Annotated in this window: 10 protein-coding genes; 6 read left to right on the top strand and 4 right to left on the bottom strand. The window is 64.4% G+C overall.

Annotated elements, in window-relative coordinates; translation table 11 throughout:
- Positions 1–148 precede the first annotated feature (148 nt).
- Positions 149–496: a PRC-barrel domain-containing protein gene (locus HV796_RS01970; protein ID WP_175224655.1), complete on the top strand. Its 348-nt coding sequence runs from the start codon at positions 149–151 to the stop codon at positions 494–496.
- A 26-nt stretch (positions 497–522) separates the two neighbouring features.
- On the opposite strand, the gene proP is transcribed toward HV796_RS01970, so the two are convergent.
- Entirely contained in the window at positions 523–1,992 is a 1,470-nt protein-coding gene (gene proP, locus HV796_RS01975; protein ID WP_175224657.1) for a glycine betaine/L-proline transporter ProP, read from the bottom strand.
- 613 nt (positions 1,993–2,605) lie between these two features.
- Between proP and HV796_RS01980 the strand changes: the two genes are divergently transcribed.
- Positions 2,606–2,815 (top strand): hypothetical protein, encoded by a 210-nt coding sequence (locus HV796_RS01980; RefSeq protein ID WP_217477832.1) that lies wholly within the window; start codon positions 2,606–2,608, stop codon positions 2,813–2,815.
- 37 nt (positions 2,816–2,852) lie between these two features.
- Here HV796_RS01980 and HV796_RS01985 read toward each other — a convergent pair whose 3' ends face one another.
- Together HV796_RS01985 and argA are read right to left on the bottom strand one after the other, a co-directional pair.
- Positions 2,853–3,128, bottom strand: coding sequence for an oxidative damage protection protein (locus tag HV796_RS01985; RefSeq protein ID WP_134195193.1), 276 nt, complete (start codon positions 3,126–3,128; stop codon positions 2,853–2,855).
- Positions 3,129–3,171: 43 nt separating this feature from the next.
- A complete protein-coding gene (argA, locus tag HV796_RS01990; protein ID WP_175224661.1) occupies positions 3,172–4,551 on the bottom strand; it encodes an amino-acid N-acetyltransferase in 1,380 nt (459 codons plus the stop codon).
- Positions 4,552–4,574: 23 nt separating this feature from the next.
- On the opposite strand from argA, the gene hrpA reads away from it, so the two are divergent.
- Complete coding sequence (hrpA, locus tag HV796_RS01995; protein ID WP_175224663.1) at positions 4,575–8,750, top strand: ATP-dependent RNA helicase HrpA; 4,176 nt, start codon at positions 4,575–4,577, stop codon at positions 8,748–8,750.
- Positions 8,751–8,986: 236 nt separating this feature from the next.
- On the opposite strand, the gene HV796_RS45350 is transcribed toward hrpA, so the two are convergent.
- The gene (locus HV796_RS45350) at positions 8,987–10,579 is read right to left on the bottom strand and encodes a YadA family autotransporter adhesin (protein WP_175224665.1); all 1,593 of its coding nucleotides are present in this window, start codon (positions 10,577–10,579) and stop codon (positions 8,987–8,989) included.
- 560 nt (positions 10,580–11,139) lie between these two features.
- On the opposite strand from HV796_RS45350, the gene HV796_RS02005 reads away from it, so the two are divergent.
- From HV796_RS02005 to HV796_RS02015, 3 genes are all read left to right on the top strand, one after another.
- Positions 11,140–12,153, top strand: a complete 1,014-nt coding sequence (locus tag HV796_RS02005; RefSeq protein WP_175224667.1) for a YVTN family beta-propeller repeat protein — start codon at positions 11,140–11,142, stop codon at positions 12,151–12,153.
- A gap of 77 nt (positions 12,154–12,230) precedes the next feature.
- Positions 12,231–13,229 (top strand): sterol desaturase family protein, encoded by a 999-nt coding sequence (locus tag HV796_RS02010; RefSeq protein WP_175224669.1) that lies wholly within the window; start codon positions 12,231–12,233, stop codon positions 13,227–13,229.
- Positions 13,230–13,427: 198 nt separating this feature from the next.
- Entirely contained in the window at positions 13,428–14,258 is an 831-nt protein-coding gene (locus HV796_RS02015) for an EI24 domain-containing protein (RefSeq protein WP_175224671.1), read from the top strand.
- Positions 14,259–14,290 lie beyond the last annotated feature (32 nt).

Here is a 14,290-nt window from a genome sequence, read left to right on the forward strand (position 1 = left end):
CGATTGCTTTGTGTTGAGCGCATAAATGCACGCGCAAGCGCACGCACCAACGCACGCACCAACGCACGCACGCACCAACGCGAAGGGAGGAGCCGTGATCCAGCGACCCATTACTCAGTTTGTCGCAGCACTCATTGCAGCGAGCGCGATGAGTGTGGCAACGGGCGCCGCCGCGCAAGGCGCGCCACAATCGGTGACGCAAACACGCGTCGATGTGGTTCACATGGGCGCGGGTTTCCGCGCGTCGAAGCTCACCGGTGCGACCGTCTACAACCGTGACAAGGATCGGATCGGCACAATCGACGATCTGATCCTGTCGCCGTCCGAGCAGAATGCGTTCGCTATTCTGTCGGTCGGCGGTTTCCTTGGCATGGGCAAGCACTACGTCGCGGTGCCGTTCAACAGCCTGCAGATCAGCGACAAGCAGATCGTGCTGCCCGATGCGACGAAGCAGTCAATCGAAGCATTGCCCGAATTCAAGTACGCGCCGGATTGAACCCCGGCGCGCGGTTGCGGGTTTGCTTAAGCCCGTACCGTGGCCGTCGCCGCATAGGCTTCGTCGAGCTCTTCCGCTTCACGCTGGCCGCGCAGCACCGCATGCGCTTCCGCACGGGTCGCCACGCAGGGCGCGGAGCCGAGCAGCGGCTTCCTCGCGGTCTCGCGCAACGCGACCACCGACACCAGGCCGATCAGCGACGCACCCATCAGATAGTACGCAGGCATCATCAGATTGCCGGTGTGCTCGACGAGCCACGCGGCAACCAGCGGCGTCGTGCCGCCGAACAGCGACACCGATACGTTGAAGCCGATCGCCAGCGCACCGTACCGGATCCTGGTCGGAAACAGCGCGGGCAGCGCGGATGGCATCACGCCGGTGAACGTTGAGAGCAGTGCGCCGAGTATCAGCAGGCCGGCGAATACCGGCACCACGGTGCCCATGCGTATCAGCAGCAGCGCGGGCGCCGACAGCACGAACAGCCCCACGCAGCCGAACAGCATCACCGGCTTGCGGCCGATCGCGTCGGACAGACGGCCGGCGAAGAGCGTCATCGGCATCATCAGCACCATCACGAGCAGCACGAGGAACAGGCCGTGCGTTTCGTTGAAGTGCAGCGTCGCCGACAGGTAGCTCGGCAGATAGGACAGCGCCATGTAGTCGGTCACATTGAAGATCAGTACGAGGCCGACGCACAGCAACAGCGGCTTCCATTGCTGCGCAAGCAGTGCGCGCAGCGTTTCTTTCGGCCGCGCCTTGTCTTCCGCTTCGCGCGCTTGCGCTTCCTGTTTGAACGCCGGCGTTTCTTCGAGCTTCAGGCGGATATACAGACCGACGAGGCCAAGCGGCCCGGCGATCATGAACGGCACGCGCCAGCCCCACGACAGCAGTGCATCCTGCGACAGCGTCGCGGTCAGGATCGCGACCGTGCCCGCGCCGAGGATGTAGCCGACCAGCGTGCCGAACTCGAGGAAGCTGCCCATAAAGCCGCGCCGCCGGTCAGTCGAGAACTCCGCGATGAAGGTGGCCGCGCCGCCGTATTCGCCGCCGGTCGAAAAGCCTTGGACCAGACGCGCGACCAGCAGCAGCACCGGCGCGAGCACGCCGATCGACGTGTAGCTCGGAATCAGGCCGATCGCGAACGTGCCGACCGCCATCATGATCATCGTCATCGCGAGTACGCGCTGGCGACCGATGCGGTCGCCAAGCGGCCCGAACACCATGCCGCCGATCGGCCGCACGAGGAACGCGGCGGCGAACGTGCCGAAGGTCGCGATCAGTTGCGCGGACGGGCTGCTGGACGGGAAGAACACTTTGCCGAGCGTGACCGCGATGTAGCTGTACACACCGAAGTCGAACCATTCCATCGCGTTGCCGAGCGCCATCGCGCCGACGGCGCGTTTGAGAAGGCTGTTGTCGACGATCGTGATGTCGTCGAGTGAGAGGCGGTTTTCGTGGTTGTTGTGTCGCCAGAAGCTGTTGCGGGATGCGGTCAAGTCAAACTCTCCAATGACTGCGGCTTGACGCGCGTCCATGCATGCACGTCGAGCCACGGTTGCTGGGAAGTGCGCTTTCGTCGACGGCCGGCTTCAGCAAGAATCTCGCGGAAATTCGTGGAAGTCCGGTGCCGGGATGCGCCCGGCGAAGCCTCTCGCAGGCGCGACAAGTCAGCGCCGGTGCGTCGCGGGTCGTCGCGAAATTGCACTTGGTCAGGTACTGCTGCAGGTTTGCATCCGCCTGGCCGTGAGACCAGAGCCCGCGAAGCGGGGCGGATACAGCGATGGCGCGTGCAAAACGGCGGGTTGCCGGAATTGCTGTGCGCCCGTTTTGAAGGGCTTGAAAAAGACCGCTAAACGGACCGCTTAGCGAACCGGCGCGGACCGGTTACGACGCGCACGGACGGTGACGTCCGGCGCAAAGGCCGACAAGCCCTCTGGTTGAAAACGATTCGATACCGGAAGCGGGCAATGCGGCGAGCGGGCGCGCAAAGGACGCGCCGATTCCGGGGCGAACGGCGAAATGCAGGTGACTTACTGTTAGAACGATGAACATGTTAGCACGATGGCAGAGGATCGTGCAAACCCCTTGTCCGACAAGGCTCGGCCGGGAATGCTGTATCCTTTGCTGGGCGGGGATGCAGCGGAATTGCAAGGCCGTGGCGCGAACCAGACCAGCTTAGGCGGTTCGGCATTAAAAAATAAAAAAAATCCGCGCATGGCGCGCGGATTCGATCGGCTTTGGGTTGGCGTCGAGTGGCGGTTTGATCGCCTGTTCAGGGCGCCATTGGCAGGCAGCGGCTACCGGGCTAACGACGACTAGCGGTCGCCAGCGCCAGTAAGCCTCAGCGCCACCCGGCTTAGCCTTGGGACGGCGGCACGTACCCCGACGCCTGATCGGCGCCTTCGCCGAAGAAGAATTTTTCGGTCTGCTTCATCAGGTACTGGCGCGCGCGCGGGTCGGCCATGTTCAGGCGGTTCTCGTTGATCAGCATCGTTTGCTGCTTGAGCCACGCCTGCCAGGCTTCCTTCGACACGCTTTCATAAATCCGCTTGCCGAGTTCGCCCGGCAGCGGCGGGAAATCGAGGCCTTCGGCTTCCTTGCCGAGCTTCGTGCATTGAACCATGCGAGCCATGCTGTGCTTCTCCTGATAGATAGGGGGGCGATCGCGGTGACGCTCACAGCTGCTTCATCAGCACGAGCGATTTGCGTTGCCAGTTGTAGAGGCGGCGGCGGTCTTCCGGCAGGTCGTCGACCGTTGCCTTCACGAAGCCGCGTTTGAGAAACCAGTGTTCGGTGCGCGTCGTCAGCACGAAGATGCGGTTCAGGCCGCGTGCCCGCGCGCGTTGCTCGATCCGCCGCAGAAGCCGTTCGCCGTCGCCGGAATTCTGCGCTTCCGGCGCGACCGTCAGGCACGCCATCTCGCCGATCTTTTCCTGCGTATACGGGTAGAGCGCCGCGCAGCCGAACAGCACGCCATCGTGCTCGATCACCGAGAAGTGGTCGATATCGCGCTCGATCTGATGCCGCCCGCGGCGCACCAGTGTGCCATCGGTTTCGAGCGGCTCGATCAGCGTCAGAATGCCGCCGACGTCGTCCGGTGTCGCTTCGCGCAGGCTCTCGAGGTTCTCGTAAGAGATCATCGTGCCGACGCCATCGTGCAGGAACAGCTCGAGCAGCAGACTGCCGTCGAGCGCGTAAGGAATGATGTGCGCACGCGCCACGCCGCCGCGGCACGCACGGATAGAGTGCTTCAGATAGAACGCCGCGTCGCCTTGCACCTGGCCGCTTTCCTGCAGCTTGTAGGCGTCGTCGAGCGACATTTCACGGACCAGCTCGCCGCCTTCGACCAGCCCGTCGGTCTCGGTCAGAAACACGAGCTTGTCCGCGCGCAGCGCAATCGCCGCGGCCGATGCGACGTCTTCCATCGCCAGATTGAACGCTTCGCCGGTCGGCGAAAAGCCAAGCGGCGACAGCAGCACCAGCTTGCGGCTCGCGAGCGAGTGGCGGATCGACTCGGCATCGATCTTGCGCACCACGCCGGTATGCTGGAAATCGACCCCGTCGAGAATACCGACCGGCCGCGCGGTCACGAAGTTGCCCGACACGACGCTGATGTGCGCGTGCGCCATCGGCGTGTTCGGCAAACCTTGGCTGATCGCGGCCTCGATATCGAGACGCACTTCGCCGGCCGCTTCCTTCGCCGATTCGAGTGCGCGCGCATCGGTAATGCGCATGCCCTGCGAGAATTCGGATTGCACGCCGTGCAGGCTCATCTGTTCTTCGACCTGCGGGCGCGAGCCATGCACCAGAACGATCTGAATGCCCATCGCCTGAAGCAGCGCGATATCGGACACCAACGCGTTGAGGAGCCCCTCATGCACCACTTCGCCGCCGAACCCGACGACAAACGTCTTGTTGTTGAACGCGTGGATGTACGGAGCGACCGAGCGCATCCAGTCGACGAATTGCGCATGTTGCGCGGGACTTGCGATCGCGCCGCCGGCAGGGGCCGGGGCGCTCGCGGATGCGGAGTGAAGGTCGGTTTGGGAATTCATGCCCGGGATTATAATGCGCCCCCATGTCGAATGTACCCAAAAGTCCCGTCGCTTCTGACGTGAAAACCACGCCCGAGCGAGGACCCGAAGAGTCGCGTGACGTGCGCGACGACGCACGACCGCCCCCGCAGCGCTCGCCCGGGCAGGCGCGTGCCCCGCAAGGTCGACGCGACGCACAAGCGGGTCCACGCAACGCGCAAGGTTCACGAGAGGCGCATACGCCGCGCGCGGCCGCACCGAATCCGATCCCGCCGATTACGTTCCCCGAAGCGTTACCGGTGTCTGGTCGGCGCGACGAGATCGCGCGCGCGATTGCCGGCCATCAGGTCGTTATCGTGAGCGGCGAAACCGGTTCGGGCAAGACGACGCAGCTGCCGAAAATCTGCCTGTCGCTCGGGCGCGGTCTCGGCGCCGGCGGCAGCGGGCTGATCGGTCACACGCAGCCGCGCCGGATCGCCGCGTCCGCAACGGGCCGGCGCATTGCCGATGAACTGGGCACGCCGTTCGGCGAAGTGGTCGGCTACAAGGTGCGCTTCACCGACAATCTCGCGCCGGGTGCGTCGGTCAAGCTGATGACGGACGGCATTCTGCTTGCCGAGACGCAAACCGACCCGCTGCTCAAAGCGTACGACACGCTGATCATCGACGAAGCGCATGAGCGCAGCCTCAATATCGACTTTCTGCTCGGCTATCTGAAGGAAATCCTGCCGAGGCGGCCGGACCTGAAGCTGATCGTCACATCCGCGACCATCGATGCGGAGCGCTTTGCGCGACATTTCGCGAGCGGGGACCAGCCCGCGCCGGTGATCGAGGTGAGCGGGCGGTTGTATCCGGTCGAACTGCGTTATCGGCCGGTCGCCGAGGAGAGCGCGGCGGTCAAGTCCGCGCAAGGCACGCTGTCACGCGAGCGCGCGGAGCGCCAGAAATCGCAGCGCGAGACCGACCGCGACCTGATCGACGCGATCGTCGATGCCGCCGACGAGCTGTGCCGCGAAGGCGCGGGCGACGTGCTCGTGTTTCTGCCCGGCGAGCGCGAGATTCGCGACGCCGCGGAAGCGCTGCGCAAGCATCATCCGCCGCACACCGAGATCCTGCCGCTGTTTGCGCGGCTCTCCGCGGCCGAGCAGGAGCGCGTGTTCCGGCCGTCGAACGCACGCCGCATCGTGCTCGCGACGAACGTCGCGGAAACGTCGCTGACGGTGCCGGGTATTCGCTATGTGATCGATACGGGTCTGGCCCGCGTGAAGCGCTATTCGTATCGCAACAAGGTTGAGCAGCTGCAGGTCGAGCCGATTTCACAAGCGTCGGCGAACCAGCGCGCGGGCCGCTGCGGGCGCGTTGCCGATGGCATTTGCATTCGTCTGTACGACGAAGCCGATTTCGCCGCGCGGGCGCGCTTCACCGACCCCGAAATTCTTCGTTCGTCGCTCGCTGCGGTTATTTTGCGGATGAAGTCGCTGCATCTGACGGAGATCGAGACCTTTCCGTTTATCGAGCCGCCGCCTGGCCGCGCGATCGCGGACGGCTATCAGCTGCTCAACGAGCTGGGCGCGGTCGACGACGACAATGCGTTGACACCGCTAGGGCGCGAGCTGGCGCGGCTGCCGCTCGATCCGCGCGTGGGGCGGATGATCCTCGCCGCGCGCGACCAGCAGGCGCTGCGTGAAGTGCTGATCATCGCGAGCGCGCTGTCGGTGCAGGACCCGCGCGATCGGCCGAGCGAAGCGCAGGAGCAGGCCGACCAGGCGCATCGGCGTTTTGCCGACGAGCGCTCCGAATTTCTACAGTGGCCGAAGATCTGGGCGTGGTTCGAAGAAGCGATTGCGCATAAGAAGTCGAACCGGCAGCTCACCGACGCGTGCCGCGCGACCTTTCTGTCGCATCTGCGGCTGCGCGAATGGCGCGATGTGCACTCGCAGTTGCTGACTGTCGTGCGCGAGCACGGCTGGCGGCTCAATGAGTCCGACGCGACCTTCGAGCAGATCCATCTCGCGCTGTTGACCGGGCTGCTCGGCAACCTCGGTCTCAAAGCGGACGACGAACCGTATTTCCTCGGGGCGCGCGGCATCAAGTTCTATCTGTGGCCGGGCTCGGCGCTCGCGAAGAAAGCCGGGCGCTGGGTGATGGCCGCGGAACTCGTCGAAACGAGCCGGCTGTACGCGCGCGGCATCGCGAAGATCGAGCCGGAGTGGGTCGAAAAGGTCGGCGCGCATCTGCTGAAGAAGTCGCTGTCCGAACCGCATTGGGAAAAGCGCGCGGCGCAGGTGAGCGCGTACGAGCGCGCGATGTTGTATGGCCTGCCGATCTATCACCGGCGGCGCGTCAGTTTCGGCAAGCAGGACCCGGCGCGCGCGCGGGCGCTGTTTATTCGCGGTGCGCTGGTCGAAGGCGAATTCGACACGAAGCTTGCGTTCTTCGCGCACAACCGCAAGCTGCTCGCGGAGATCGAACAGCTCGAGCACAAGTCGCGCCGCCAGGACGTGCTGGTCGACGACGAATTGATCTTCGCGTTCTACGATAAGGCGATTCCACCGGGCATCCACACCGGCGCCGCCTTCGAGCGCTGGTATCGCGATGAGCTGAAGAAGAGCAGCCAGCCGGAGGACAAGTCGCGCTTGCTGTATCTGTCGCGTGACGACCTGATGCGCCACGAAGCGGCGGGCGTGACCACGGACCTGTTCCCGAAGCGGTTGACGATGGCGGGCAACGAGATGGCGCTCACGTATCACTTCGAGCCCGGCTCGCCGCGCGACGGCGTGACGCTCGCGGTGCCGCTCTATGCGCTCAATCAGATCGATGCGCGGCGCACCGAGTGGCTCGTGCCCGGCATGCTGAAGGAGAAGGCGCAACTCCTGCTGAAGTCGTTGCCGCAGAAGCTGCGCCGGCACGTCGTGCCGCTGCCGCAATACGCGGCGGGGTTCGCGGAACGTACGAGCGACGGCGCGCGCTTCGGCGCGGGCAGCCTCGTCGATGCGCTGATTGCAGACGTGCGCGGCGAGACGCAGGTCGCGCTCAAGCAATCGGACTTCAAGCTCGAAACCCTGCCCGCGCACCTGTTCATGAACTTCAAGGTGATCGACGAACACGGGCGGCAGCTCGCGATGGGGCGCAATCTTGCGCAGTTGCGCGCGGAGCTCGGCGGCGAAGCGCAGCAGCAGTTCCAGAAGCTGGCGGCGAGCGCGACGCTCGTCGATCAGGCCGGCGATGCGTTGAGCCGCGCAGTGGCTGGCACGGGTGCGGCGGGGGCGTTGAACACATCCAGGGCGTCGGACGCGGCGCGCAGCGCCGGTGGCACGCCCGTTCCGCATACGGCGCCGCAAGACACGGGCGCCGCGCCCGCCACGGCGCTCTATGAAAACCTGACGACGTGGAACTTCGGCAAGCTGCCCGAACTGCTTGAAATTCGCCGGCGCGGGCAAACGCTGTACGGCTATCCGGCGCTTGTCGATCGCGGCACGCATTGCGATGTCGAAGTGTTCGATGCGCCGGACGAAGCGGCGCGAATTCATCGCGCCGGGCTGCGGCGGCTGTTCGCGCTGCAATTGCGCGAGCCGATCAAATACCTCGAAAAGAATCTGCCGGGCGTGCGCGAAATGGCGATGCAGTTCATGGCGCGCGCGACCCAGGAAGAGCTGCGCGATCAGCTGATCGACACTGCGCTCGACCGCGCGTGCCTGCAAGACCCGCTGCCCGACGACGACGCGGCCTTTCACGCGCGGCGCGACGAAGGCCGCAGCCGGTTGACGTTGCTTGCCCAGGAAATCGCACGGCTTGTCGGACAGATTCTTAACGAGTACGCGACGGTGCTGAAAAAGCTTGCGCAGGCGAAGCCGTTCGCGGCGGCGTATGCGGATCTGCAGAGTCAGCTCGATGCGCTAGTCGGTAAGCGCTTCGTCGTCGATACTCCGTATGCGCAGTTGACGCATTTCCCGCGCTATCTGAAAGCGATCGGCTTGCGTATCGACAAGCTGAAAGCCGATCCGGCGCGCGATGCACGGCAATTCGCGGAGTTTCATCCGCTGCTGCAGCACTATCAGCGTGCGCTGGCGCAGCGAGGTGGCGTTGCCGATGCGCGGCTTGCCGAGTTTCGCTGGCTGCTCGAAGAACTGCGCGTGTCGCTATTCGCTCAGGAACTGCGCACGCCGATGCCGGTTTCGGTGAAGCGGCTGTATAAGGTCTGGGAATCGTTGCAGCGCTGATCCGCGTGGTTAGACTGCGCGTCGCGTGGGGTCGGGCGCAGGGCGGCGGCCGGCGCGATCGCGCGCGAAGCGAAACCTCGAAGCGACGTGAGGATGCGACGCGCGCAGCCTCCAAAAAAGGACGCGATGCCGTCAGACGAGGAAGCCGGCATCGCGCCAAAAAGATGCAGGCACATGGGGGCATGCCTGCATCCGTCCCGCCAATCCCTCCCAGGCTTTGGCGGGGGCAGACGCGCTTACCAGTGCGTGCCGGCGCCAAGCGCCACGCCCGCTTCGCCGCGCGAGCTCGCGGTGCCTTGCACCCGGTACGCCCACGTGCCGGTTTCCGACAGTTGCGACACGCCGAACGCCAACGCCGACTGTCCGCCGTAGGTTCCGCCCGCGATCGCGATCATCCCGCGGCCCGGTATAGCCGCCTGCGGCAGCGCGGCGACCGCGAGTGCGGCAGCCGTGCCGCCGTATGCGTCGCGGCGTACCGAACGGACCTTGTCGTCGGTATAGCGGTTGGCGGCGCCGAGCGTGCCGCTCATCGTTTGAGTCAGCTGATTCAGGTTGACCGCATCGGTTCCCTCGATGGCTGGCGCGACATGCGTGATGTGCCGTTCGTTGCCCGTCGTGCCGAGCGACACGCTGTTTGCGCGGTCCGCGTTTGAGCCGTAACCGAGCGCGACCGAATTGTCCGCGCTCGCATTCGTTGCTGCGCCAAGCGCGAGCGAGTTGCTGCCGCTTGCGCGTGCGTCGGCGCCGATCGCGATGGCATTCGTGCCGTTTGCGCGCGCATGGGCGCCGATTGCGACGGCACTCGGCCCGTCCGCCTGGGCGTTCGCGCCGAATGCGACCGCCTGCGCGCCGGCTGCCCGCGCGCTTGCGCCGGCGGCGATCGAGTGCGCGCCGCTCGCGAGCGCAGCTTCAGCCGCCGGATCTCCGGCGGCACCGAACAATGGGTTCGCGCCGGTGCTCGCGCCATTGCCGACCGCGCCGGCGAGCATCGTCGAAAGCTGTCCGAGGTTGACCGCATCGTGCGCATCGTGCGCGTCAGCGACGTTGTGAATCTGCGTGCCGCCGCTGTCCGGGTCGCCGGTAAGCACGATGCTGTTGCGGTTGACTGAGCCGTCCGCATTCGACTCGTAGCCCAATGTGTCGGCAAGCCGCGCCGCGGCGGCGTCGATCTTGCTGTCGAGCGCTCTCAGTTGCGCGACGTTGACCGCATCCTGGTCCGCCGCGCCGGCCGCGACACCGCTGACCGTGCGTTGACCGACGTTGACTTCGCCGAGCGACGTTTGCGCTGCCGACAGGCCGTACGCGAGATAGCCGGCGCGCGCGCCGACCTGCGTCGCCGAACCTGCGCCGAGCGCGACGCTGTTGTCGTGCGCGGCGAGCGCGTTCTGGCCGAGCGCAAGCGCCGCTCGACCGCCTGCGCCCGAGTACGCGCCGAATGCAGACGACATGTCGCCGGTGGCGGCGGAGTATGCGCCGATGGCCGTCGCGAGCAGGTTCGCGCGCGCATTGACGCCGCCGGCGAACGCACCGGTCGCGGTGCCGAGCGCTTGCTCGCCGATGGCGACGCCGTCGTAGCCGGCGACGCTCGCGCCGCTGCCGACCGCGATGCCCGCCCAGTTGCTGACTGCCGCGCCCCAGCCAATCGCTATTCCCCGGCTGGCGAGCGCGTGTGCGCCCGCACCCACGGCGAGCGCCTTACTGCCTGGCAGGATCGTGACGCCGTCGCTGCCGTCTTGCAGTCCGTCGGCATCGAAATATTGCTGCGCGGCCGGAATGCTCGCGTGCGCGGGCCGTGCCGCGCCAATCGCGAGCAGACCCGCGAGCGCCATTTGCACAACGATCAGATTGCGCGGTTGAGTTAGCCTGATTCCCGCCGCTAAACATGCGGGCTGCCGAATTTTAATCGTGCGATTCGAATGACTTCTATTGATAGCGTTCATGCGTCAAAGCCTCCGGGGTGTGCTCAGGCCGCGCGCTGCCGGGCAAGCGGGCGCGTGTGCGGGCTGAATAGGCGGGTGATCGGGAGAGGCGATTTTCCGGCGCCGACGCGTGCGTGCGATATGAGTAAACTCTTAAAATGGGTTTAGCCAATCGTAATAGGATGGTTCTTTTAATTCGAAAATTTCGACATCGATTTTCAGATGATTATCTGATTAACCGGAGCACGATAAAGAGAATCCGATTTGAATCAACAAAATCACTATTCGGTCACGGGCATCCGATCGGAACAATCGGAAATCACCGCGATAGGCGTTACTGCTTCTGATATCCACGCGCCGCGGCCAAGGTGTTGCGGCGACGCGCCGCGCTTGGGAAATTCCTGCGCGCCGTCAACCGTTTGGCGCCGCAAACGTTCTACAATGGCGGCTGTCTTCGGTTGTGAGTCTTCATGCGCAAATTTTCCCTCCCCGGCTTGGCCAGCACGTTTTCGGCAGGCGCGGCGCTCGCCGCGGCAGCGGTCCTGTTCTCCCCGGCAGTCCACGCGAACAATGTGATCGTGCTCAATTCCGGCGAAGCGACGCTGAGCCTGATCGACGAGGCGACGCGGCAAGTGGTCGACACCGTGCCGACCGGCAAGGAACCGCACCACCTGATGGCGACGCCGGACAATTCGTCACTGATCGTCGCGAATTCCGTGTCGAACAATCTGCTGTTCGTCGACCCGAAGACCGGCAAGGTGCAACGCTGGATCGAAGGCATCGAGGATCCTTACCAGATCGGTTTTTCGCCAGATCGCAAATGGCTGGTCACAACCGGTCTGCGGCTGGACCGGCTCGACATCTATCACTATGACGGCCACAATCTCGCGCTCGCGCAGCGCCTGCCGCTCGCGGTGATGCCAAGCCATATGGCGTTCTCCGCGGATAGCAAAACGGTGTTTGTCACGCTGCAGGTGTCCGGCGAACTCGCGGCGGTCGATCTGCCGACGCAGACGGTGAAGTGGAAAATGAAGGTCGGCAAGGTGCCGGCGGGCCTGTGGATGACGCCTGGCGAAAAATATCTGCTGGTCGGCATGACCGGCGCCGATTACGTCGCGGTGGTCGACTGGAAGAACCAGAAAATCGTGAAGACGATCCCGACCGGCAAGGGCGCGCACAATTTCCGCTCGCTGGCGGACGGCCGGCACGTCGCGGTGTCCAACCGTGTCGCGAACACGATCAGCATCATCGACGAAGAGACGCTGACCAACGTCGGCGACATCACCGGCCTGATGCCCGGCCCCGACGACATGGAACTTTCCGCGGACAAACGCTATCTGTGGGTAACGTTCCGCTTCGCGAAGCACATCGGCATCATCGATCTGTCGCAGCGCAAGCTGATCCAGACCATTGCGGTCGGACGTTCTCCGCATGGCATCTATTTTTACGACCGCGCGCCGGTCACCGCACCGAACGGCGCCTGATGCAGGTGGATCAGGCGGGCGGTTGAATCAGGCGACACGGCACGACCACACAACGGTTTAGACGAACAGCGAGCATCATGTTCCATCTGATCTTCTCCACGCTCGATAGCGCCGTGTCGGCGCTGCAAACCGCGTTGTACGAGAGCGTCGTGCAACCGTTGCTGTTTCACTTCGGCCTGATGGACTACGACGAAGACACGTACGACAGCCTTTACTGGGTGATCGTCGGCGTGTTCGAAGTGCTCGCGATGTATGCGATCTTGCGGCCGCTCGAAGCGCTGCGTCCAGTCGAGAAGTGGCAGGACCGCAAGGCGGTGCGCGTCGACGTGCTGTACACGTGGATTGCGAAGCTCGGCATTCTGAACCTGTTCTTCTTCTTCGCGCTGCAGCCGTTTTTCGACGCCGTGCAAGGCTGGCTGCGGCTGCACAATATCGCGAACCTCGAAATCGACAATCTGTGGCCCGGCGTCACGACCATCCCGGTCGTGACGTTTGTGATCTATCTGCTGGTTCTCGACTTCGCCGGCTATTGGTATCACCGATGGGAACATCGCTTCGGCGTCTGGTGGGAGCTGCATGCGGTGCATCACAGCCAGCGGCAGATGTCGCTGTGGTCCGACGATCGCAATCACCTGCTCGACGATCTGTTGCAGGCGTGCTTTTTCGCGCTGATCGCGCTCTTTATTGGTGTGCCGCCTTCGCAGTTCGTCGTGCTGGTCGCGATCACGAACCTTGCGCAAAGCGTGCAGCACGCGAATATACGTCTGTATTACGGTTGGCTCGGCGAGCGCCTGCTGGTCAGCCCGACGTTCCATCGTCGTCATCATGCGATCGGCTACGGTCACGAAGGGCTCAAGTACGGCTGCAATTTCGGCGTCCTGTTTCCATGGTGGGACATGCTCTTCGGCAGTGTGTCGTGGAGTCGCGAGATGGAGCCGACCGGCATTCGCGACCAGCTCGATGGCCACCGCTACGGTGACGGCTTCCTCGCGCAGCATTGGCTCGCGTTCGTACGCATCGCACGGCGCGTCGTGCCGAAGCGCCGCGCACCGGGCAATGACGCCGCAGCGCTCTGACCGCGCGTTTCGTTTGGCGAAGCCCGCGGTAGTCTCGGGGGCTAGCACGCAAGCGCTCGCCTGATCCGGCTTGACCCCTCCCAGCGCTGCTTTCCGCGTTCCGGCACCGTCAGTTACCGTTGACGTACCGCGTGGTTTATCCTTTCCACGTTCGTACGGTTCCTTTTCCCAACGTTTCTTTCACCGGCACCCGCTCGCATGAATGACCTGTTGCGCTCGTTCGGACGCGCGCTCGCCAGCGTGCTCCACCCGCGCATGCTCTGGCTGACGTTTATGCCGTTCCTCGCGGCGGTGGTGGTGTGGGGCGCGATTCTGTGGTTTTCATGGCAGACGCTGATCGGCGCGACGCGCACGTGGCTTGACGGCTGGTCGTTTACGACCACGCTCTACCATCTGTTCGACTGGCTCGGATTTTCGTCGCTGCACGCGGCGGTTGCGCCGTTTATCGTGATTGCGATCGCGATCCCGCTGATCGTCGTGTCAGTGCTCCTGCTGATCGCGACGCTGTCGATGCCTGCGGTCATCAAGCACTTGTCCGCGCGGCAGTTCGCCAGCCTTGAAATGCGGCATGGCGGCACCTGGTACGGCAGCCTCGCGCATTCGCTGTGGACGACATTCGTGTGTCTGGTCTTGCTCGTGATTACGCTGCCGCTGTGGCTGATTCCACCGTTCTTCGCGCTTATTCCGCCGCTGCTGTGGGGCTGGCTCACCTATCGCGTGATGACCTATGATGCGCTCGCGCTGCACGCGAGCAGCGACGAGCGGCGCATTCTCGTGCGGCGGCACCGGTTGCCGCTGCTGCTGATCGGCGTGGCGAGCGGTTTGCTCGGTTCGCTGCCGACGCTGCTATGGGCATCGTCGGTGTGGCTGATCGTGCTGTTTCCCGTGATGACCGCGGCGACTATCTGGATTTACGCGTTCATCCTCGTTTTTTCGGCGCTCTGGTTCGGCTACTACTGTCTGCGCGCGCTGCAGCGTCTGCGCGCGGAACAGCAAGGGCCGCATGGCACGGCGCCGGTTCCCTACTGATCCTGCTATTCAATTCGGGCATCCCACTTTCG

Source organism: Paraburkholderia humisilvae (assembly GCF_902859855.1).
GTDB lineage: Bacteria > Pseudomonadota > Gammaproteobacteria > Burkholderiales > Burkholderiaceae > Paraburkholderia > Paraburkholderia humisilvae.

What these genes read in the sequence shown, in the direction of transcription:
- HV796_RS02015 (WP_175224671.1), top strand. Translation starts at nt 13,428, where the DNA reads ATGAATGACCTGTTGCGCTCGTTCGGACGCGCGCTCGCCAGCGTGCTC.
- HV796_RS01985 (WP_134195193.1), bottom strand. Translation starts at nt 3,128, where the DNA reads ATGGCTCGCATGGTTCAATGCACGAAGCTCGGCAAGGAAGCCGAAGGC.
- HV796_RS01980 (WP_217477832.1), top strand. Translation starts at nt 2,606, where the DNA reads ATGCTGTATCCTTTGCTGGGCGGGGATGCAGCGGAATTGCAAGGCCGT.
- HV796_RS02005 (WP_175224667.1), top strand. Translation starts at nt 11,140, where the DNA reads ATGCGCAAATTTTCCCTCCCCGGCTTGGCCAGCACGTTTTCGGCAGGC.
- HV796_RS02010 (WP_175224669.1), top strand. Translation starts at nt 12,231, where the DNA reads ATGTTCCATCTGATCTTCTCCACGCTCGATAGCGCCGTGTCGGCGCTG.
- HV796_RS45350 (WP_175224665.1), bottom strand. Translation starts at nt 10,579, where the DNA reads ATGGCGCTCGCGGGTCTGCTCGCGATTGGCGCGGCACGGCCCGCGCAC.
- hrpA (WP_175224663.1), top strand. Translation starts at nt 4,575, where the DNA reads ATGTCGAATGTACCCAAAAGTCCCGTCGCTTCTGACGTGAAAACCACG.
- HV796_RS01970 (WP_175224655.1), top strand. Translation starts at nt 149, where the DNA reads ATGAGTGTGGCAACGGGCGCCGCCGCGCAAGGCGCGCCACAATCGGTG.
- argA (WP_175224661.1), bottom strand. Translation starts at nt 4,551, where the DNA reads ATGAATTCCCAAACCGACCTTCACTCCGCATCCGCGAGCGCCCCGGCC.